Origin of the sequence: Massilia frigida, assembly GCF_011682175.1 — a bacterium.
GTDB lineage: Bacteria > Pseudomonadota > Gammaproteobacteria > Burkholderiales > Burkholderiaceae_D > Telluria_A > Telluria_A frigida.
Window position 1 is genome coordinate 1 of sequence record NZ_WHJG01000040.1, and the last position, 19,776, is coordinate 19,776.

A 19,776-nucleotide genomic window follows, 5' to 3' on the forward strand; every position below is an offset into this window, starting at 1 on the left:
CGTCGTCCAAAAGGCAAGAGTAAACGCCATTTCGCTACAGTTTACAAGTGGCGGCTGTAACTCCTTGAATGTTAACGGGTTTTCTCGTCATGGCGACAGGGAGTTCGGAGTTGTGTATAACGTGATGACCCGAACCCGGCGTGGCTCCGGAGCATGTTACGATTGTGCTTATGTGGATTTACCCTACCTCTCTCGCGCACCGCGGCGGCGGCAAACTCGCGCCCGAAAACACCATCGCCGGCCTGCGCTGCGGCCTGGCGCACGGCTTTCGCGCCGTCGAATTCGATGTCATGCTGGCGCGCGACGGCGTGCCGGTCGTGATGCATGATCCTTACCTGGGGCGCACCATCGCCGGTTCCGGCAACGTGGTCGACTACGACGCCGCCGAACTGGTCACCATGGACGCCGGCAACTGGTTCAGCGCCCAGTACCTGGGCGAAACGGTGCCCCTGTTCACCCAGTTCGTCCAGTTCTGCAAGGACAACGGCATCTGGATGAATATCGAGATCAAGCCCGCCCCCGGATTCGAGGAGGAAACGGGCAGGGTGGTCGCCAGCCTCACGCGCGCCTTGTTCGGACTTGAAATCGCGCAGGACGACCCGCGCCAGATACCGCTGCTGTCGGCCTTCAGCCCGGTGGCGCTGGCCGCTGCCCAAGAGGCGGCGCCCGAGCTGCCGCGCGCCTTGCTGCTCGACCGCATGGATGAGGGCTGGCAAGCCCAGGCCCGCGAACTGGCGGTGGTGGCGATCCATACCAACCACAAGCACCTCGACGAGGCGCTGGCGCATCGGATCAAGGACGCCGGCTACGGGCTGTTTTGCTACACCGTCAATGATCCTGCGCGCGCCCGCGAAATCCTGGGGTGGGGCGTGGACGCCTTCTGCACCGACCGCATCGACCTGATCGGGCCGGATTTCGCTTGAGCGTTGGCCTACGCGGCCTTGCCCGGCGTTGACTCCAGTTCCATACGCTATAATCGTTTTTTTATAGCATGCTGCCTTCTTACGCCCATACGACATGAAATCATCCGAAATCCGCGACAAATTCCTGAAGTTCTTCGAATCCAAAGGCCATACGATTGTCCGTTCGAGTTCACTCGTACCGGGCAACGATCCCACCCTGATGCTGACCAACAGTGGCATGGTGCAGTTCAAGGACGTGTTTACCGGCACCGACAGCCGTCCGTACACGCGCGCCACCTCGGTGCAGCGCTGCGTGCGCGCCGGCGGCAAGCATAACGACCTGGAAAACGTCGGCTACACCGCGCGTCACCACACCTTCTTCGAAATGCTGGGTAACTTCAGCTTCGGCGACTATTTCAAGCGCGACGCCATCAACTACGCGTGGGAGCTGCTGACCAAAGTCTACGGCCTGCCGTCCGAGAAGCTGACCGTCACCGTCTACATGGAAGATGACGAAGCGTACGACATCTGGGCCAACGAAGTGGGGGTGCCGAAAGAGCGCATCATCCGCATCGGCGACAACAAGGGCGCGCGCTACGCGTCGGACAACTTCTGGCAGATGGCCGACACCGGCCCGTGCGGCCCATGCACCGAGATTTTCTACGACCACGGCGCCGACATTCCCGGCGGCCCGCCTGGCTCGCCCGATGAAGATGGCGACCGCTTCATCGAAATCTGGAACCTGGTGTTCATGCAGTTCAACCGCGATGAAGCGGGCGTCATGCACAAGCTGCCCAAGCCGTGCGTCGATACCGGCATGGGCATGGAGCGCCTGGCCGCCGTGCTTCAGCACGTCCACTCGAACTACGAGATCGACCTGTTCCAGGCATTGATCAAGGCCGCCGCGCGCGAAACCGGCACCACCGACCTCGAAAACAAATCGCTGCGTGTGATCGCCGACCATATCCGCGCATCGGCCTTCATGATCGTCGACGGCGTCATCCCTGGCAGCGAAGGGCGTGCCTATGTCCTGCGCCGCATCATCCGCCGCGCGCTGCGCCACGGCCACAAGCTCGGCCAGACCAAGCCGTTCTTCTTCAAGCTGGTGGAAGACCTCAATACCGAGATGGGCGCGGCCTATCCGGAACTGGCCGCAGTGAAGACGCGTGTCGCCAACATGATCGAAGGCGAAGAAGTCAATTTCGGAAAAACGCTTGAAAACGGCATGAAAGTGCTGGAAGCGCAGTTGGCCAAGAACGCCGGCAAGCTCGATGGCGCCACCGCTTTCCTGCTGTACGACACCTACGGCTTCCCGCTCGACCTGACCGCTGACATCTGCCGCGAGCGCAATATCGAATTCGACGAAGCGGGCTTCCACGTCGCCATGGCGCGCCAGAAGGAACTGGCCGGCGCGGGCGCTGGTGGGGCCAAGCAGAAAAACGTCGAATACAGCGGCGAGAAAAACAAATTCGTCGGCTACGACAGCCTGGCGCACGCCAGCCGTGTGGTGGCCCTGTACGCCGACGGCAGCGCGGTGCAGGAACTGGCGGCCGGCCAGCACGGCATCGTGGTGCTCGATACCACGCCGTTCTACGCCGAATCGGGCGGCCAGGTGGGCGACCAGGGCGTGCTCACGTCCGCTAGCGCTACATTCACCGTGGCCGACACCCTCAAGGTGCAGGCCGACGTGTTCGGCCACCATGGCGTGCTGACCTCCGGTGTGCTCAAAGTGGGCGACACGGTCAACGCCAACGTCGACGAAGCCAAGCGCGCGCGCACCATCCGCAATCACTCCGCAACGCACCTGATGCACAAGGCGCTGCGCGAAGTGCTGGGCGACCATGTGGCGCAAAAAGGTTCGGTGGTCGATCCGGACCGCACCCGTTTCGACTTCTCACATAACGCGCCGCTGACGGCCGACCAGATCGCCCAGGTCGAAGTGATCGTCAACCGCGAAATCCTGGAAAACCACGCGACGCAGGCGCATAACATGACGTTCGACGACGCCGTCAAGCATGGCGCCATGGCGCTGTTCGGCGAGAAGTATGGCGACGAAGTGCGCGTGCTCGATATCGGTTCGTCCAAAGAGCTGTGCGGTGGCGTTCACGTGGGCCGCACCGGCGACATCGGTCTCTTCAAGATCATCGGCGAAGGCGGCGTCGCAGCGGGTATCCGCCGCGTCGAAGCCGTCACCGGCGAAGGCGCGCTGGCGCTGGTGCAGTCGCTTAACCGCCGCGTGCAGGAAGCGGCCGGCGCACTGAAAACCACCCCGGACGAACTGACCAACCGTATCGCGCAGGTGCAGGATCACGTCAAGTCGCTGGAAAAGGAATTGGCAGCGCTGAAGTCGAAACTGGCGGCAGGGCAGGGCGATGAACTGGTGACGCAAGCGGTGGACGTGAATGGCATCAAGGTCGTTGCGGCGATCCTGGAAGGCGCCGATTCGGCGCGTCTGGGCGAAACCATGGACAAGCTCAAGGACAAGCTGAAAACGGCTGCCATCGTGCTCGCCAGCGTCGCTGACGGCAAGGTGAACCTGATCGCCGGCGTGACGGCGGATGCCACGTCCAAGGTCAAGGCGGGCGAGCTGGTCAACTTCGTGGCCCAGCAAGTGGGCGGCAAGGGCGGCGGACGTCCTGACATGGCGCGTGCCGGTGGCACCGATCCGAGCGGCCTGGACGCGGCGCTGGCTGGTGTCGCGGCCTGGGTGGCTGAGCGCGCGTAAGTACGTCGCACTTTGCGCCAATGCCTCTAGCTCCGTCGTCCCCGCCGAGTGCCGCCTTGGCGCGGGGGCGACGGGGATGCGCGGGGGCGGCGGGGATATGCGGGGGCGGTCGCAGCTTAACCATACGTCATAGTACGGCGCATACCAGCTGGCAACTCCACTTCAGACATTTCTTACACGCAGCTTACAACTTCCGTTGCAGAGCTGTTATTGTCGTTGTGACCATGCAACAAGCAATTTATATATTGGTGCGGTGCGTCAAATTTGCGGATTTGGAGTATATTTGTTGGGTGAGTAATTCAATCCACCCTAAGAGCAAGCGATGAGCGATACAACTTTCGACAGCGAGATCATGGAATACCAGAAGGAACTCGACGCACGGGGACTCAATTGCCCATTGCCGATCCTCAAGGCCAAGAAGGCGCTTGCGGAAATGGAAACCGGGGAAGTGCTGCGCATTGTCGCCACTGACACCGGCTCCGTACGCGACTTCCAGGCGTTTGCCAAGCAGACCGGTAATGCCCTCGTTTCCCATACTCAAAACGGCCGCGAATTCATCTTTTTGATGCGCCGCAAATAAGATTCCGGACGGGGCCAGGCCACAGCTTGCCCCGCTGGTTTTCTTCAACAATTTCCCGACATCATGACAAAGCCCGACGATTAGGTGTTTTCCTCTAGCTAAAAATCGCACGATCGTGCTTTAATTTGGCGTGAAAACGGTTTATCTCTTATAATCTAGGCCACTTTAGTCAAGTCACCTTATTTATTCTTCCAAAGGCACCCCTATGAAAGTCCTGGTTCCCGTCAAACGCGTGGTCGACTACAACGTCAAAGTGCGTGTGAAATCCGACGGCAGCGGCGTCGATATCGCCAATGTCAAAATGTCGATGAATCCTTTCGACGAGATCGCGCTGGAAGAAGCGATGCGTCTGAAGGAAGCCGGCAAGGTCACCGAAGTGGTGGCCGTGTCCTGCGGCGTCACCCAGTGCCAGGAAACCCTGCGCACCGGCATGGCCATTGGCGCCGACCGCGGCATCCTGGTCGAAACGACCGCCGACCTCGAACCGCTGGCCGTGGCCAAGCTGCTCAAGGCGCTGGCCGACAAGGAGCAACCGCAGCTGATCATCCTGGGCAAGCAAGCCATCGATGACGACTCGAACCAGACCGGCCAGATGCTGGCTGCCCTGCTGGGCTGGCCGCAAGCCACGTTCGCCTCGAAAGTCGTGCTGGAAGACGGCAAAGTCACCGTCACCCGCGAAGTCGACGGCGGCCTGGAAACCCTGGCGCTCACGCTGCCGGCGATCATCACGACCGACCTGCGCCTGAACGAGCCGCGCTACGTGACCCTGCCGAACATCATGAAGGCCAAGAAAAAGCCGCTGGACGTGGTCAAGCCGGAAGAGCTGGGCGTCGACGTTGCGCCGCGCCTGAAGACCTTGAAGGTCGTCGAGCCAGCCAAGCGTTCGGCCGGCATCAAGGTGCCGGATGCGGCCACCCTGGTCGCCAAGCTGCGCACCGAAGCCAAAGTTATCTGATCGCGGCCTGGCCGTCTCACCTAAAAATACAGGAAAAATCATGGTCGCATTAGTTATTGCTGAACACGACAACGCCTCCCTCAAGGGAAGCACCCACCACACCGTCACCGCCGCGATCGCCTGCGGCGGCGAAGTGCACATCCTCGTTGCTGGCAGCAACTGCGGCGCCGCCGCCGCGCAAGCAGCCGCCATCGCCGGCGTGACCAAGGTCCTCGTGGCCGACGCGCCTCACCACGCCGACGGCCTGGCCGAAAACGTGGCCGAGCAGGTCCTGGGCCTGGCAGCGTCGTACTCGCACATCCTCGCTCCGGCAACCGCTTACGGCAAAAACATTCTGCCGCGCGTGGCCGCCAAGCTGGACGTGGCACAGATCTCCGAGATCACCAAGGTCGATTCGCCGGACACCTTCGAGCGTCCTATCTACGCCGGTAACGCGATCGCCACCGTGCAGTCGTCGGACAAGATCAAGGTCATCACCGTGCGCACCACCGGTTTCGATTCGGCTGCGGCCGAAGGCGGCTCGGCTGCCACGGAAGCCATCGGCGCGGTTGCCGATTCGGGCAAGTCGACTTTCGTCGGCCGTGAACTGGCCAAGTCGGATCGTCCTGAACTGACCGCCGCGAAAATCATCGTTTCCGGTGGCCGCGGCATGGGCTCGGGCGACAACTTCAAGATCCTCGAACCGCTGGCCGACAAGCTGGGTGCGGCCATGGGCGCGTCGCGCGCCGCGGTCGACGCCGGCTTCGTGCCGAACGACTGGCAAGTTGGCCAGACCGGCAAGATCGTCGCGCCGTCGCTGTACATCGCGGTCGGCATCTCCGGCGCCATCCAGCATTTGGCCGGCATGAAGGACTCGAAGACCATCGTTGCGATCAACAAGGATCCGGAAGCGCCGATCTTCTCGGTGGCCGACTACGGTATCGTTGGCGACCTGTTCGAGGTAGTGCCTGACCTGGTCAAGCAACTCGGCTAAGCCGCGTCGGCTACCGCGCCGGCTACCGCGTCGGCTACCGTACAGCATCTGCAGCAAACACCTGTAGGGTGGGCACGGGAACCCTGTGCCCACCCTACACGTCCATTGGAAGCGCAATTTTAGGAGATCAAGGTGACTTACAAAGCCCCGCTGAAAGACATGCTGTTCGTGATGAACGAACTGGCCGGACTGTCCACCGTTAACACGCTGCCCGGTTGCGAAGACGCCACCGCCGACACGGTCGAAGCAGTCCTCGAAGAAAACGCGAAATTCTGCGCCAACGTCGTCGCGCCATTGAACCACTCCAGCGACAAGGAGCCGAGCTTCTGGCACGACGGCCAGGTAAGCACCTCCAAGGGCTTCAAGGATGCCTTCAAGGGCTTCGCGGAAGCCGGCTGGCAGGGTGTGCAGCACCCGACCGATTTCGGCGGCCAGGGCTTGCCCAAGCTGGTCGCCACGCCGTGCATCGAAATGCTCAACGCGTCGAGCATCTCGTTCGCGCTGGTGGCCTTGCTGTCGGACGGCGCGATCGAAGCGCTGCTGACGGCAGGCTCCGACGAACAGAAGGCCACCTATCTGGAGCCGCTGGTATCGGGCAAATGGACCGGCACCATGAACCTGACCGAGCCCCAGGCCGGGTCGGACCTGGCCGCCGTGCGCACGCGCGCCGTGCCGCAGGGCGACGGCACCTACAAGGTATTCGGCACCAAGATCTTCATCACCTACGGTGAGCACGACCTGACCGAGAATATCGTCCACCTGGTCCTGGCGCGCACGCCGGATGCGCCGGCGGGCGTGAAGGGCATTTCGCTGTTCATCGTGCCCAAGTTCCTGGTCAATGCCGACGGCTCGCTGGGCGCGCGCAATGACGCGCACTGCGTCTCGATCGAACATAAACTCGGCATCAAGGCCAGCCCCACCGCGGTGCTGCAATTTGGCGATAACGGCGGCGCCATTGGTACCCTGGTCGGCGAAGAAAACCGCGGCCTCGAATACATGTTCATCATGATGAACGCGGCGCGCTTCGGCGTGGGCTTGCAGGGCATCGGCCTGGCCGAGCGTTCGTACCAGCAGGCCGTGGCTTTTGCCAAGGACCGCGTGCAGTCGCGCGACCTGGCCGGTTCCGCCGGTCCGGTATCGATCATCCATCACCCCGATGTGCGGCGCATGCTCATGTCGATGCGTTCGCAGGTCGAGGCGGCGCGCGCGCTGGCGTATGTAGGCGCGGGCATCAGCGATGTCGCGCATCACCACGAAGACGCCGCCGTGCGCGCGTCCAACCTGGCGGTGTACGAGTATCTGGTGCCGATCATCAAAGGCTGGTCGACCGAGATGTCGCAGGACGTCACGCGCGACGGCGTGCAAGTTCACGGCGGCATGGGCTTTATCGAGGAAACCGGCGCGGCGCAGCACTACCGCGACGCCAAGATCCTGACCATCTACGAAGGCACGACCGCGATCCAGGCGAACGACCTGGTGGGCCGCAAGACGGTGCGCGACGGCGGTGCCGTGGCCAAGTCGATCATTAGCCAGGTGCGCGAGACCGAGGCGCTGCTGGCGGCCCAGGGCGGCGCGGACTTCAAGGCGATCCATCGCGCGCTGCTTGACGGCAGCGTGGCGCTGGAAGCGGTGGTGGAGTATGTCGCCGCGAACATGAAGACCGACATCAAGGGCGTGTTCTCGGGTAGTGTGCTGTACCTGAAACTGGCCGGTATCGTGCTTGGAGGCTGGGTGATGGCGCGCGCCGCGCTGGTGGCGCAGGCGAAGATCGATGGCGGTGATGGCGATGCGCTCTTCTACAAGGCCAAGATTGCTACGGCGCGCTTCTTCGCGGACCATATCCTGACGCAGGCGTCGGGATTGCGTACGGCGATTGTGGAAGGTAGTGCTGGGGTGCTGGCGTTGACGGAAGATCAGTTCTAAGCACGTCAAGCAAGTCGCTACCGTTCTATCCGTCCGTTACAGTTTGATCCGTCGTTCCCGCTAGCCCCCGTCGTTCCCGCGCAGGCGGGAACCCAAGTTCGCACCGTAGCCACAGGCTTATCTACGGAATTGGGGGGAACGCATGCGTTCCCGCCTGCGCGGGAAGTCGTTTCTGGCAATGCCAGGAACGACGAAGCTGCATTTAGCGGCGGCAAAGACGCCGGTCTTACGACCTGCGAATCGAATTGCCCGAATTCCGCACACGATCACCACGCTGCATGCCCGGCTGATTGTTAAACTTGAACGAGCGGCGCTGGCCGTTGTCGTACTGGACATCCACCGTCCACACGGTATGCGCATTCGCGCGTTCCTGGATCTTCTTCCCCGCATACGCACCACCGACCGCACCGGCCACCGTGGCCAGCGCGCGTCCCGATCCGCCGCCGACCTGATTACCCAGCAGCCCGCCCACGGCGCCGCCGCCAATCACGCCCAGCGCATTCGCACTGCCATTCTGGCGCGCGCTGCGCACCGCCGTCACCTTGCCGCAGTCGCGGCATGCCGCTGCGCGCGGCGCGTTGCGCTCGTCGTAACGGTCACCCCCACGGGCCGCCGCCAGCGCGCGGTTATTCTCCGACTTGGCCGCGCGCAGGCATTTCATGCGCTGCCCATCGTTACGCTCGTCGTTGCAGATTTCCCGGTCCTGCGCGTATTGCGCATCGGCGGCGCGCAGCTGCGCGGACGAGGCGTGTACCGTGCCCATCGCGCTGCTCAGCGCCAGTACCAGCGCCAGTGTCAAATTGCGTTTCATCATAGTATTCTCCTGATCGATTAATCGTGCCCGGCAACGAGCCGCATACCGTATTGTAGATCACTTGCGAGACAGCAATTATTCGCGGCAAGGTGTGCTTCGTCCTCCCTCAACTGTTTATAATCCACGCACGGTCTTTACATCCCACGTTTGCCCTCTTTCACAGGACTTATCTTGAACATTCAACAATACGCAGTGCGCCTTCCGGTCGCGCTGGCCATCGCCACCCTGGTTACCGCCTGCGGCGGCGGGGGCGGTGATACAACCCGGGTGCCGGGCAGGGTCGATATCCCGTCCACGCCAACGCCCACCCCCACCCCCACGCCGAACGATACCAAGCCGGATGGCTGCAAAGCGTACATCGTTGCCGACAAAACCGTCGCCGCCGACAAGGCTGCCGGTGCCAGCGTGCTCTCGTGCGGCGCGCCGCTGGCCGATGTCAGCTGGAGCCAGGTCAGCGGCCCCGCGGTCACCCTGCAGGCGGCGCGTACGCCGACCATCACCTTCGAGGCGCACCAAAAAGGCCTGGTCGTCCTGCGCGCCGATGTCACCCTGGCCGACGGTTCGCGCCAGTCCCTGACTACCGATGTCACCGTGGGCGAGGCGCCGGTGGGCAGCTTCATCACCCTGCGCGCCGACCACGCCGTGCGCCCTGGCACCGAAACCTCGGTGCGCGCCTGGCCGAACCTGGTCGGCGGCGACAAGATCGTCGACATCGTCTGGACCCAGGTCAGCGGCCCGACCGTGAAGATGGATACCGTCGACCCGCAACTGCTGATGTTCAAGGCGCCCGCTGTCACTTCCGACGTGGCGCTGCGCTTCCGCGCCACCATGACCTTGAATAGCGGCGTGAAGGATAGCGATGACGTCCTGATCAGCCTCGACCCGCAGGCCACTCCCGGCCAGGACGCGCTGTTCGACATCACCGCGCGCGTGCACCCCTACCGCCAGGCCGGCGCCTACGCGAGCGTGCTGGCGCGCTGCACCTACGACGTGGGGGTGCGCTACTCCGGTTCGTCGAACACGCTGTGCAGCTCGCAGGTACTGCCGCCGCTGCAAACCGAAGCGGGCATCGGCGCGGTGCCGAGCGTGGCCCAGGTCATGGGCCGGGTACTCGTCTCGCACGACTTTTTGGGCGCCAATTTCGAGCAGTTCCTGCTGACCCAGGATGCCAACAGCGACTTCCGCCGCCTGCTGGCGAGCGTGTCGGCCATTGTCATCGGTTCGCACGTGCGGCCGAGTTTCTACAGCGCCGGCACCGGTGCGATTTATCTGGACGCCAACAACCTGTGGCTGACGGCCGAACAGCGCGACGTCGTCACCGAGGTGCCGGACTACCGCGCCGCCTTCGATGACAACCTGAACTTCATTCCGCTGGGCCGCTCGGTGAAAAACAACGCGTACGCGCGCCGCAGCTACCCGTCCACGACGCGCGTGACGCGCACCACGGACGAACTGCTGTTCGACCTGGGCCGTTTGATGTACCACGAGCTGGCACACGCCAACGACTTCCTGCCGTCGGTCGACCGGGCCATGAATCCGCAACGCTCGATCTGGGAAAATATCAGCGACCGTGTCGGTAACCGCACGCTGCCGTCGGATGCGCTGGCCGTGCAGTTCCCCTTGCAGTCGAGCGAGATGCTGGGCATGGGGCAGGTGCTGTACCAGGGCAAGAACGCCACGTCCGTGCAAAAGGGATACACGGCGGCCGACATCGGACGCTTCTTCGGTTCCGACCGCGCGTCGGATGACTATGCCTACTCGATTTTCGAAGATGACAGCTCGCGCGAAGACCTGGCGATGCTGTTCGAGGAATTCATGATGAGCTACCGCCACGACGTGCGTTACGACGTGGCCTACGCCAACCAGACCACCGGCAGCGAGCTGATCGTCGGCTGGGGCGAGCGCGGCCGCATTGCCGAGCCGGCCATCAAGCCGCGCATCAAGCTGGTGTTGCAGCGCATCGCGCCGTGGATCGACGCGAGCGCCGTGGACCGCCTGCCGGCGCCGCTCATGATGCGGGCCGGCGAGAGCTGGGATGCCAACCTGGTGCTCAATCCACCGGGCGGCCTGTCCAGGCAGTCAGCCCTGCGCATCGAATCGCCTGAGCAGCGCGCCGCGCGCCTGCGCAGCGACATCAAGCAGCGCGAGCGGCACGGCAAGATGACCCCGGACGCGCGTCAGCCGTAAGCGCCGCCCGTCGAAATCAGGTCGTTCAGGCGGGCGAGGGTGGCAATGCCCACCGTCGCCGCCACCAGCATTGTGCAAACCAACAACAGTGCCAGCACCCAGCTCGATTCCGACGTGCGGCCCGAGCCGGGATTGAAGGCGGCGTCGAATTTATCGTCGGGGGTCAGGCCGATCACCAGCGCTTCGATGCAGCCGATGATGCCGGAAACCACCAGCGGCAGGATCTTGAAAAACCAGTCGGCCTGGGGCGCCAGTCCATACACCAGCCCGGCAACGGGCAGGCTGGCCAGGTGCAGCAAGCCCACCTTGTCGAGGCTGCCGCGCAGGTAAAAGCGGTGCGCGCCGAGGGCGCCGAGGAGCAGGGCCAGGAAGCTGGCGAAGGTCTTGTTTTTGTGCGATGTGGACATGAATGTAAGCCTGAAACGGGCGCGGGAAGCGGGAAAGCAGGCAGTATCGGTCAATTCTGACCGGAAAGCACGGCGTTTCCTGAGACAGAGATCGACGATGCAGTTGCCGCTACAGGGCAAAATCGGCGATAATCTTTGCTTCGCCCCGAAGTGCGCGCCCTGTTGTCATTAACGCTTGCTGCTGCGCGGCATTGCGCGCTATAATTGTCGGCTTTTTCCGCCCAGCACAACTTTTTGGAATTATTATGGTCGTTATTCGTTTAGCTCGTGGAGGCGCCAAGAAGCGCCCGTTCTTCAACATCGTTGCAACGGACTCGCGCAATCGCCGCGACGGCCGCTTCATCGAGCGCATCGGTTTTTACAACCCGATGGCAGCTGGTGGCGAAGTCGGCCTGCGTATCACCGCAGACCGTCTGGCTTACTGGCAAGGCGTTGGCGCACAATTGTCGCCAACCGTTGCACGTCTGGTGAACAGCCAGCCTGCAGTCGCAGCGCCAGCAGCAGCCTAAGCAGGTCCGGGTTTGAGCGGTCCAGCAGCATCCGGGGTGCAAATCCCTGACGATCTGACGCAAGTCGGATATGTGTCCGGCGCCTTCGGCGTCACCGGTTCGATACGGGTCACCCCGTTTTCCACCGACGCGGATGGGTTGCTGAGCGTGAAAACCTGGTGGCTGGATAAACCCAGCCTGCAATCCGTTTCCGTACGGACTGCGAAAATACACGGCGGCGACGTCGTGGCCCAGTTGGCAGGTACGCTCGGGCGGGATGCCGCGGAGGCGCTCAAGGGCGCCGCTGTTTCCATCCCGCGCAGCCAATTCCCGCAACTGCCGGCCGATGAATTTTATTGGTCCGATCTGATCGGGCTGAATGTAGTGAACCTGCAAGGCGAAGCCTTGGGGCTGGTGTCCGACATGATGCATAACGGCGCGCAATCGATTTTGCGCATCACGCCGGTGCCGGAAGCTGCGTCGGGTACCGCAAGCGATGACAAGGCGCCCGAGCGCCTGATTCCGTTTGTGGACCAGTTCGTCAAAACAGTTGACCAGACAAGCAAGACCATCACGGTGGACTGGGGTCTGGATTATTAAGGCTCAAGCAAGGCGAGAACGCGATGCAATTTGATGTCGTGACCTTGTTTCCCGAGATGTTTGCCGCACTGACGCAGTCGGGTGTCACCCGCCGCGCCTTCGAGCAGAAACGCTGGGGCTTGTCGACCTGGAATCCGCGCGATTTCACCACCGACAACCACCGTACCGTCGACGACCGCCCGTATGGCGGCGGACCGGGCATGGTGATGCTGGCCAAGCCGCTCGAAGCGGCCATCGGCGCCGCCAGGCAGCGCCAAGTCATGCTCGACTTGCCGGTGCCGCGCGTGGTCTTCATGTCGCCGCAGGGCAGGGCGCTGACCCACGAACGGGTGATGGACCTGAAAGATGAAGCGGGCTTGATCGTGTTGTGCGGACGCTACGAAGCGGTCGACCAGCGCTTGCTGGACCGCTGCGTGGACGAGGAAATCAGCCTCGGCGACTTCGTGCTGTCGGGCGGCGAACTGCCGGCGATGGCGCTGATGGATGCGGTGGTGCGGCAATTGCCGGGCGTACTGAACGACGACGCTTCGGCGCTCGAAGACAGTTTCGTCAATGGCTTGCTCGACTCGCCCCATTACACCCGTCCCGATACGTATGACGGCGTGGCGGTGCCGCCGGTCCTGATGGGCGGCAACCATGCCGAGATTATCAAGTGGCGGCGCGAGCGCATGCTCGAAGCCACCGCGAAGAAACGGCCCGATCTGCTGGTCAAGGCGCGCAACGCCGGACTGCTGAGCAAGGCCGATGAAAAGTTTCTTGCAGGTTTGTAAATCTGCTATTGCAGTGCCACTGTACGGGCAATGTCGCCCGCATCAGTAACCCCATCCTCTACTGGGCGAATGCAGCGCCAGCACGATGGTTATCGGAGTCCTAAAAATGAATTTGATTCAGCAACTTGAGCAAGAAGAAATTGCCCGTCTGGGCAAGACTATTCCTGATTTCGCACCTGGCGATACCGTTATCGTCAACGTCAACGTGGTCGAAGGCACCCGCAAGCGCGCCCAGGCATACGAAGGCGTCGTGATCTCCCGTCGTAACCGTGGCCTGAACTCGAACTTCATCGTTCGCAAGATCTCGTCCGGCGAAGGCGTCGAGCGTACGTTCCAGCTGTATTCCCCGCTGATCGCATCGATCGAAGTCAAGCGTCGTGGTGATGTTCGCCGCGCCAAGCTGTACTACCTGCGTGAGCGTTCGGGTAAATCGGCACGTATCAAAGAAAAACTGCCAAACCGTCGCGCTGCAACTCCAGCCGCTGCCAAGTAATCGGCATCTGCGTTGCAAAAAAGGCATCCCTACCCGGATGCCTTTTTTTGTTTTGAAGGACAATACCCTTGCCCAAGATTATTTTCGATCCAGAAAAATTGCCCGTCGAAGCTGTCGGTGGCGAAGCGGCGCTCGATCCCGAGCGCCTCACGCCCGGCTGGCTGCGCCAGCGTTTCGCCAGTCCCGCCGACTGGCAGCCGGAGCCGCAGGGCGAATCCTGGGCCGGGCGCACGGTGATGACGCCGGCTTCGGTGCTGCTGCCGCTGGTGCAGCGCGAGGATGGCCTGACCATGCTGCTGACCGTGCGCACCGCGCACCTGTCGGCGCATGCGGGGCAGATCAGTTTTCCGGGCGGGCGCGCCGAAAGCTACGACGCCTCCGCCATCGATACGGCGCTGCGCGAGAGCGAGGAAGAAATCGGCTTGCAGCGCCGCCATGTGGACGTGATCGGCACCTTGCCTGACTATATTACCGGCACCGGCTACCGGGTCACGCCGGTGGTGGGCCTGATCGCGCCGCCGTTCGAGCTGGCCGCCGACGCCAATGAAGTCGCCGAAATTTTCGAAGTGCCGCTGCGCTTCCTGATGGATGGCATGAACCACCAGCGCCTCTCGCTGGAACTACCCGAGGGCGCGGGACAGCGCAGCTTTTACGCGATGCCGTATGATCGCTTCTTCATCTGGGGCGCCACCGCCGGCATGCTGCGCAATCTGTTTCACTTCCTGCGTGCCTGAACCAGGGCGGGGCCGGTCTGGCCGGCCCGCCCGCCAATATGTTTGATTGAATCGGTGCTCTGCGCTATCGTAGCGGGCATTGATGAATTGCTCTGCTTCATTTCAAAAAGTACAAAGGACGTTCGATGACATTTCTCTCCATTCTCTGCGCGCTGCTGATCGAACAGCTCAAGCCGCTGCGGGCAGACAATCTGATTTATGCGGAGATCAAGAGCTTTGCGATGCGCATGGAGGGGTGGTTCAACGCGGGCGACGCCAGCAACGGCCGCATGGGCTGGGTGCTGGTCATCCTGCTGCTGGTGGGTCCGACAGCGCTGATTTCCTGGCTGCTGTACCACTACCAGCTGGTGTTCATCGCCTTTGCGTGGAATGTGCTGATCGTCTACCTGACGCTCGGTTTCCGCCATTACAGCCACTATTTCAGTTCGATCCAGGCGGCGCTGAGCGCCGGCGACGACGCTGGCGCGCGTGCGCTGCTGTCGGAATGGGTGCGGGTTGACACGGTCGGGATGGAAGCGTCGGAAGTGGCCCGCATCGCCGTGGAAAAATCCTTGGTGACCACGCACCGCAATGTATTCGGGGTATTTTTCTGGTTTTTGATCGTGGGGCCGGCCGGCGCGGTGATGTACCGCGTGTCGGAATACCTGGCGCGGGCGTGGAACGAGCCGGATCACATGCGCAACGAAGCCTTCGGCCAGTTCGCCGCGCGCGCGTTTTACTGGATCGACTGGCTGCCGGTGCGCCTGACGGCGGTGGCGTTCGCGGTGGTGGGCAATTTTGAAGATGCCATTTACGCATGGCGCAATTTCGCCCATCGCTGGAATGATGAAGCGCGCGGGATTATTTTGTCGGCGGGTGGCGGCGCGATGGGGGTGCGTTTGGGCACGCCGAACGAGAACGCGTCCAAGGTGTTGCCGCCGGACGCGGCCACTGTCGACAGCACCTACAGCGAAGTGGAAGTGATGCCGGGCGAAGAGCCGAACGCACGGGCGCTGCAAAGCACGGTGGGATTGGTGTGGCGGGCGTTGCTTTTATGGATGCTGCTGCTGTTGCTGTTGTCGGGGGCGGTTGGTTTGGCTAATATTGGGCAGGCGGCGTAAGCAAAGGGCCTTTTGGTAATCGCGTACTCGCATACCAGCGTCGTCCGCATACCCCACTATCGTCGTTCCCGCCAAGGGGGCCGCCTAGGCCGGGAACGACGAGGCGGGTGGCCGGAACGACGGGGTGGGTGCCCGGAACGACGAGCTTAGTTGCCGCAACAACGAGATGGATGGCCCGAACGACGAGCGTGGCGAACGGCTCCCCCTCTAACCACACTGCATCATTCTGCAAGCTCAACTCTTCTATAAGATATAATACTCACGTTCCACCGCAGCACCTGATTCACTGGCCCGGCGCTTGCGCCTTCGTCTCCACGCATCTTCTTGTTCCCACGACCCGCCCTATGGCCGAGTTATCCGAAAGCAAGAAAAAACTCGCCGACGAGTTTTTCATTCTTGGCCTCACCAGCGATGGCAGGCAGTTCCGTCCCAGCGACTGGGCTGAGCGGCTGTGCGGCGTCATGTCCTGCTTCCGTCCCGAAGGCTCGGGCGGACGTAACGCGCACCTGCAGTTCTCGCCCTACGTGCGCCCCACCATGCTCGACGGCGTCAAGGCCGTGGTGGTCAACAACGACCTCCAGAAACTCGAACCGCTGGCCTACCACTTCGTCCTCAATTTTGCCAAAGATAACGATTTGCAAATCGTTAACGCCTGCTTCCTGCCCCTGCCCGGCGACCCAAAAATCTGAAATAGCGTCACCACTGCTTTGAGCAGGATCAAACCGACATCAGAAAGCCCGCGTAAGTTTAAGCCTGTCGCGCGCAACCCTGCGCGCGCGCAACGATAAACGCTGGGCCGCTCGGGAGGAAACAATGCGCATAGGCGAAATCTGTACTGTCCCATCCATCTATTGCAAGGGCGACGAAACCGTCCAGGCCGCCGCCTTGCTGATGCGAAAGCATCACGTCGGCGACCTGGTCGTCATCGAACCAGCGGAAAGCGAACGCATTCCGGTTGGCATTATCACCGACCGCGACATCGTGGTCTCCGTCATCGCGCTCGGGCTCGACCCTGGCAGCCTGCTGGTGGGCGACATCATGAGCGCCGACCTGTTGACCGCAGCGGAAGACGACGACGTCTACGAAACGATCGAACGCATGCGTTCGCGCGGCATCCGGCGCGTGCCGGTGGTCAACAACGCGGGTGGCCTGGCCGGCATCGTCAGCGTCGACGACCTGCTCGAATTCCTGGCCGAGGAAATGGGCGAACTCTCACGCATCAGCTCGCACCAGCAATCGCACGAGAAACGCGCGCGCCAGTAGCTCGCCGGCGCGCCAGCCGCCCTCTGGTATGATGGCTCGCGCCGGGGTCCGCGTGGGCACGGCAAACCGTGTCCACCCTACCAGAAGACCTCATGAACCAAATTCGCTGGATCTGCGCCGCCGCTTACTTCGTCACGGGCGCCGCGCTCGCCCTGCCGATGCCGAAAGGCGTCGTGCAGGGGCCTGCGGTCGAAGGCATCACCGAATACCACCTGCCGAACGGCCTGAAAGTGCTGCTGTTTCCCGACTCGTCCAAGCCCACTGTCACCGTCAACGTCACCTACCTGGTCGGCTCGCGCCACGAAAACTATGGCGAGACCGGCATGGCCCACCTGCTCGAACACCTGATGTTCAAGGGTGCGCCCAACAACCGCAACATCGCGCAGCAATTCTCGCAGCGCGGCATGCAGTTCAACGGCACCACGGCGCTCGACCGCACCAATTACTATGAAGTGTTCCAGGCCGGCGACGACAACCTGCAATGGGCGCTGCAGATGGAAGCGGACCGCATGGTCCATTCCTACATCGCCAAAAAGGATCTCGACTCCGAAATGACGGTGGTGCGCAACGAGTACGAAAGCGGCGAGAATTCGCCCGGCGAAGTGCTGATGAAGCGCATGCAGAGCCTCGGCTACGACTGGCACAGCTACGGCCGTTCGACCATCGGCAACCGCAGCGATATCGAGAACGTCAGGATCGAGAACCTGCAAGCGTTCTACCGCACCTGGTACCAGCCCGATAACGCGGTGCTGCTGGTGGCCGGCAAATTCGATCCGGCGCGCACGCTGGGCTGGATCGCGAAAAGTTTCGGCGCCATCCCCAAGCCCAAGCGTACCTTGCCGCAGTTCTGGACGGTGGAACCGACCCAGGACGGTGAGCGCAGTTTCACCGTGCGCCGCCAGGGCGACGTGCAAATGATCGCGGTCGGCTACAAGGTGCCCGCCGCCCTGCATGACGACAGCGATCCCCTCAGTTTCGCCTCCGAAGTACTGGGCGCGGCTACCACCGGGCGCCTGCACAAGCTGCTGGTCGAAAGCGGCAAGGCCAGCGACGTCTTCGCCTACGCCGAAACCGGCTATGCGCCCGGCATGCTGTATTTCGGCGCCATGGTGCGCAAGGGCGACCCGATCGAACCGGTGCGCGACGCGCTCACGGCCGCCGTCGAGGACTTCGCCAAGACCCCGCCCACCGAGGCCGAGCTCGAGCGCGTGCGCCGCAACTACACCAACAGCATCGAGAAAAGCCTGAACGATCCGCAGCAGGTCGGCGTGGCCTTGTCCGAAGTGATCGCACTGGGCGACTGGCGCCTGTTCTTCGTCGGACGCGAACGCATCGCCACCATGACTGCGGCCGAAGTGGCCGAGGCGGCGGGACGCTACCTGCGCCGCGACAACCGCGTGACCGGCCACTTCTTGCCGGACGACGCCCCGCGCCGCGCCGAGATCCCGCCCGCGCCGTCCCTGGCTTCCGTGATGAAGGACTTCAAGCCGAAAGCGGCCAGCCAGAAGTCGGAAGACTTCGAGCCGAGCCAGGCCAACATCATGAAGCGCACCACGCTGACCAGCGCGGGCGGCATCAAGCTTGCGCTGCTGCCCAAGAAGAACCGTGGCGAGGCCGTTGTTGTGGACCTGAACCTGCACTGGGGCGACGAGAAAAGCCTGTTCGGCAAAGGCATGCTGCCGGCGATGACGGGCGCCATGCTCACGCGCGGCACCACCCGATACACGCGCGAGCAGCTCTCGGACGCCTTCGACAAACTCAAGATCAGCGGTGGCCTGATGGAGTTCGAAACTACCCGTTCCCACCTGGCCGAGGCGCTGCGCCTGATGGCGCATGTGCTCAAGGAGCCAACCTTCCCGGAAGCCGAATTCGAGCAGCTGCGCCAGCAAATGCTGGTCAGCCTGGAGTCGGGCCGCAGCGAGCCGCAATCGGTGGCCGTGCGCGTGCTGAGCGAGCATTTCGACCATTATCCGAAGGGCGACATCCGCGCCAGCCGCACCCTCGATGAGCAGATCGCCGACGTCAAGGCGGTGCGCCTGGACGATGTGAAGGCTTACCACCGCGATTTCTACGGCGCCTCGCACGGCGAACTGGCGATCGTCGGCGACTTCGACGCGGCGCCCGTGGCACCGCTCATCGACGAGTTGTTCGGCAAGTGGCAGAGCCGCGCCAGCTATGCGCCGGTGCTGCGCACGCACGCGGCCATCGCGCCGATGAACAAGACGGTCAACCTGGCCGACAAGGAAAACGGCGTCGTCATGGCGCGCATGAACCTCGACCTGCAAGTCGACGATGCGGACTATCCGGCGCTGATGCTGGCCAATTACATTTTCGGCGACGGCGGCCTGGAATCGCGCCTGATGAACCGCATCCGCCAGAAGGATGGGCTGTCGTACGGCGGCGGCTCGCAGCTGGGGGCGGGGGACCTTGACCGCGCCGGCAGCATGACGATGAGCGCCATCGCCGCGCCGCAGAACCTGGTCAAGCTCGATGCCGCCATGCGCGAGGAATTGACGCGCGCCGTCATCAAGGGCTTTACCCCGGGCGAACTGGCGGCGGCCAAATCGGGACTGTTGCAGCAGCGCGCGCAAAACCGCGCCGACGACAGCATCCTGGCCGGCGGCTGGACTTCGCTGCTGTATCAGGGCAAAACCTTCGAATGGAGTGAACGCTTTGAACAAAAACTGGCCGCTGTGTCGTTAGAACAACTAAATGCCGCCTTCCGCAAGGCGATCGATCCGGCCAAGCTCAGTGTGGTCATTGCGGGAGATCAGGAAAAAGCCAAGCTCAAGCGGTAGAAATAGCAATTGTTGCTGGCGGGATAGCAACGTTTACGGTATTCTGTTGCTTCGAGGAAGTATT

18 protein-coding genes are annotated in these 19,776 nt (G+C 62.6%); 16 read left to right on the forward strand and 2 right to left on the reverse strand.

Annotated elements, in window-relative coordinates; genetic code table 11:
* Nucleotides 1–170: 170 nt before the first annotated feature.
* From ugpQ to F2P44_RS27450, 6 genes are all read left to right on the forward strand, one after another.
* The gene (gene ugpQ / locus F2P44_RS27425) at nt 171–923 is read left to right on the forward strand and encodes a glycerophosphodiester phosphodiesterase (protein WP_167091626.1); all 753 of its coding nucleotides are present in this window, start codon (nt 171–173) and stop codon (nt 921–923) included.
* A 94-nt stretch (nt 924–1,017) separates the two neighbouring features.
* Nucleotides 1,018–3,627: an alanine--tRNA ligase gene (gene alaS, locus F2P44_RS27430; protein WP_167091629.1), complete on the forward strand. Its 2,610-nt coding sequence runs from the start codon at nt 1,018–1,020 to the stop codon at nt 3,625–3,627.
* A gap of 352 nt (nt 3,628–3,979) precedes the next feature.
* On the forward strand, nt 3,980–4,207 hold the full coding sequence (locus F2P44_RS27435) for a sulfurtransferase TusA family protein (RefSeq protein WP_054268154.1): 228 nt from the start codon (nt 3,980–3,982) through the stop codon (nt 4,205–4,207).
* 205 nt (nt 4,208–4,412) lie between these two features.
* Complete coding sequence (locus F2P44_RS27440; RefSeq protein WP_167091632.1) at nt 4,413–5,162, forward strand: electron transfer flavoprotein subunit beta/FixA family protein; 750 nt, start codon at nt 4,413–4,415, stop codon at nt 5,160–5,162.
* A gap of 40 nt (nt 5,163–5,202) precedes the next feature.
* The gene (locus F2P44_RS27445) at nt 5,203–6,135 is read left to right on the forward strand and encodes an electron transfer flavoprotein subunit alpha/FixB family protein (RefSeq protein WP_167091634.1); all 933 of its coding nucleotides are present in this window, start codon (nt 5,203–5,205) and stop codon (nt 6,133–6,135) included.
* Between the two features lie 132 nt (nt 6,136–6,267).
* The gene (locus tag F2P44_RS27450) at nt 6,268–8,058 is read left to right on the forward strand and encodes an acyl-CoA dehydrogenase (RefSeq protein ID WP_167091636.1); all 1,791 of its coding nucleotides are present in this window, start codon (nt 6,268–6,270) and stop codon (nt 8,056–8,058) included.
* Nucleotides 8,059–8,284: 226 nt separating this feature from the next.
* Here F2P44_RS27450 and F2P44_RS27455 read toward each other — a convergent pair whose 3' ends face one another.
* Entirely contained in the window at nt 8,285–8,872 is a 588-nt protein-coding gene (locus tag F2P44_RS27455) for a glycine zipper 2TM domain-containing protein (RefSeq protein WP_167091639.1), read from the reverse strand.
* 171 nt (nt 8,873–9,043) lie between these two features.
* Here F2P44_RS27455 and F2P44_RS27460 point away from each other — a divergent pair, with 171 nt between their 5' ends.
* On the forward strand, nt 9,044–11,059 hold the full coding sequence (locus F2P44_RS27460) for a hypothetical protein (RefSeq protein ID WP_167091643.1): 2,016 nt from the start codon (nt 9,044–9,046) through the stop codon (nt 11,057–11,059).
* On the opposite strand, the gene F2P44_RS27465 is transcribed toward F2P44_RS27460, so the two are convergent.
* Entirely contained in the window at nt 11,050–11,466 is a 417-nt protein-coding gene (locus F2P44_RS27465; RefSeq protein ID WP_167091645.1) for an NINE protein, read from the reverse strand. The two genes, F2P44_RS27460 and F2P44_RS27465, sit on opposite strands and share 10 nt — an antisense overlap.
* A gap of 245 nt (nt 11,467–11,711) precedes the next feature.
* Here F2P44_RS27465 and rpsP point away from each other — a divergent pair, with 245 nt between their 5' ends.
* The 9 genes from rpsP to F2P44_RS27510 all read left to right on the forward strand — a co-directional run bounded on the left by rpsP (nt 11,712) and on the right by F2P44_RS27510 (nt 19,712).
* Complete coding sequence (rpsP, locus tag F2P44_RS27470; RefSeq protein WP_082692444.1) at nt 11,712–11,975, forward strand: 30S ribosomal protein S16; 264 nt, start codon at nt 11,712–11,714, stop codon at nt 11,973–11,975.
* A gap of 36 nt (nt 11,976–12,011) precedes the next feature.
* On the forward strand, nt 12,012–12,554 hold the full coding sequence (gene rimM, locus F2P44_RS27475; RefSeq protein ID WP_370662755.1) for a ribosome maturation factor RimM: 543 nt from the start codon (nt 12,012–12,014) through the stop codon (nt 12,552–12,554).
* A 23-nt stretch (nt 12,555–12,577) separates the two neighbouring features.
* Nucleotides 12,578–13,324: a tRNA (guanosine(37)-N1)-methyltransferase TrmD gene (gene trmD / locus F2P44_RS27480; RefSeq protein WP_167091650.1), complete on the forward strand. Its 747-nt coding sequence runs from the start codon at nt 12,578–12,580 to the stop codon at nt 13,322–13,324.
* Between the two features lie 106 nt (nt 13,325–13,430).
* The gene (rplS, locus tag F2P44_RS27485) at nt 13,431–13,817 is read left to right on the forward strand and encodes a 50S ribosomal protein L19 (protein ID WP_054266855.1); all 387 of its coding nucleotides are present in this window, start codon (nt 13,431–13,433) and stop codon (nt 13,815–13,817) included.
* Nucleotides 13,818–13,885: 68 nt separating this feature from the next.
* Complete coding sequence (locus F2P44_RS27490; protein WP_167091653.1) at nt 13,886–14,551, forward strand: CoA pyrophosphatase; 666 nt, start codon at nt 13,886–13,888, stop codon at nt 14,549–14,551.
* Nucleotides 14,552–14,676: 125 nt separating this feature from the next.
* A complete protein-coding gene (locus F2P44_RS27495) occupies nt 14,677–15,651 on the forward strand; it encodes a CobD/CbiB family protein (protein WP_167091656.1) in 975 nt (324 codons plus the stop codon).
* Between the two features lie 344 nt (nt 15,652–15,995).
* On the forward strand, nt 15,996–16,340 hold the full coding sequence (locus F2P44_RS27500; RefSeq protein WP_167091659.1) for a DUF3579 domain-containing protein: 345 nt from the start codon (nt 15,996–15,998) through the stop codon (nt 16,338–16,340).
* Nucleotides 16,341–16,464: 124 nt separating this feature from the next.
* Nucleotides 16,465–16,914, forward strand: coding sequence for a CBS domain-containing protein (locus tag F2P44_RS27505; RefSeq protein ID WP_167091662.1), 450 nt, complete (start codon nt 16,465–16,467; stop codon nt 16,912–16,914).
* A 92-nt stretch (nt 16,915–17,006) separates the two neighbouring features.
* Nucleotides 17,007–19,712, forward strand: a complete 2,706-nt coding sequence (locus F2P44_RS27510) for a M16 family metallopeptidase (RefSeq protein WP_167091665.1) — start codon at nt 17,007–17,009, stop codon at nt 19,710–19,712.
* The last annotated feature ends 64 nt before the right edge of the window (nt 19,713–19,776 follow it).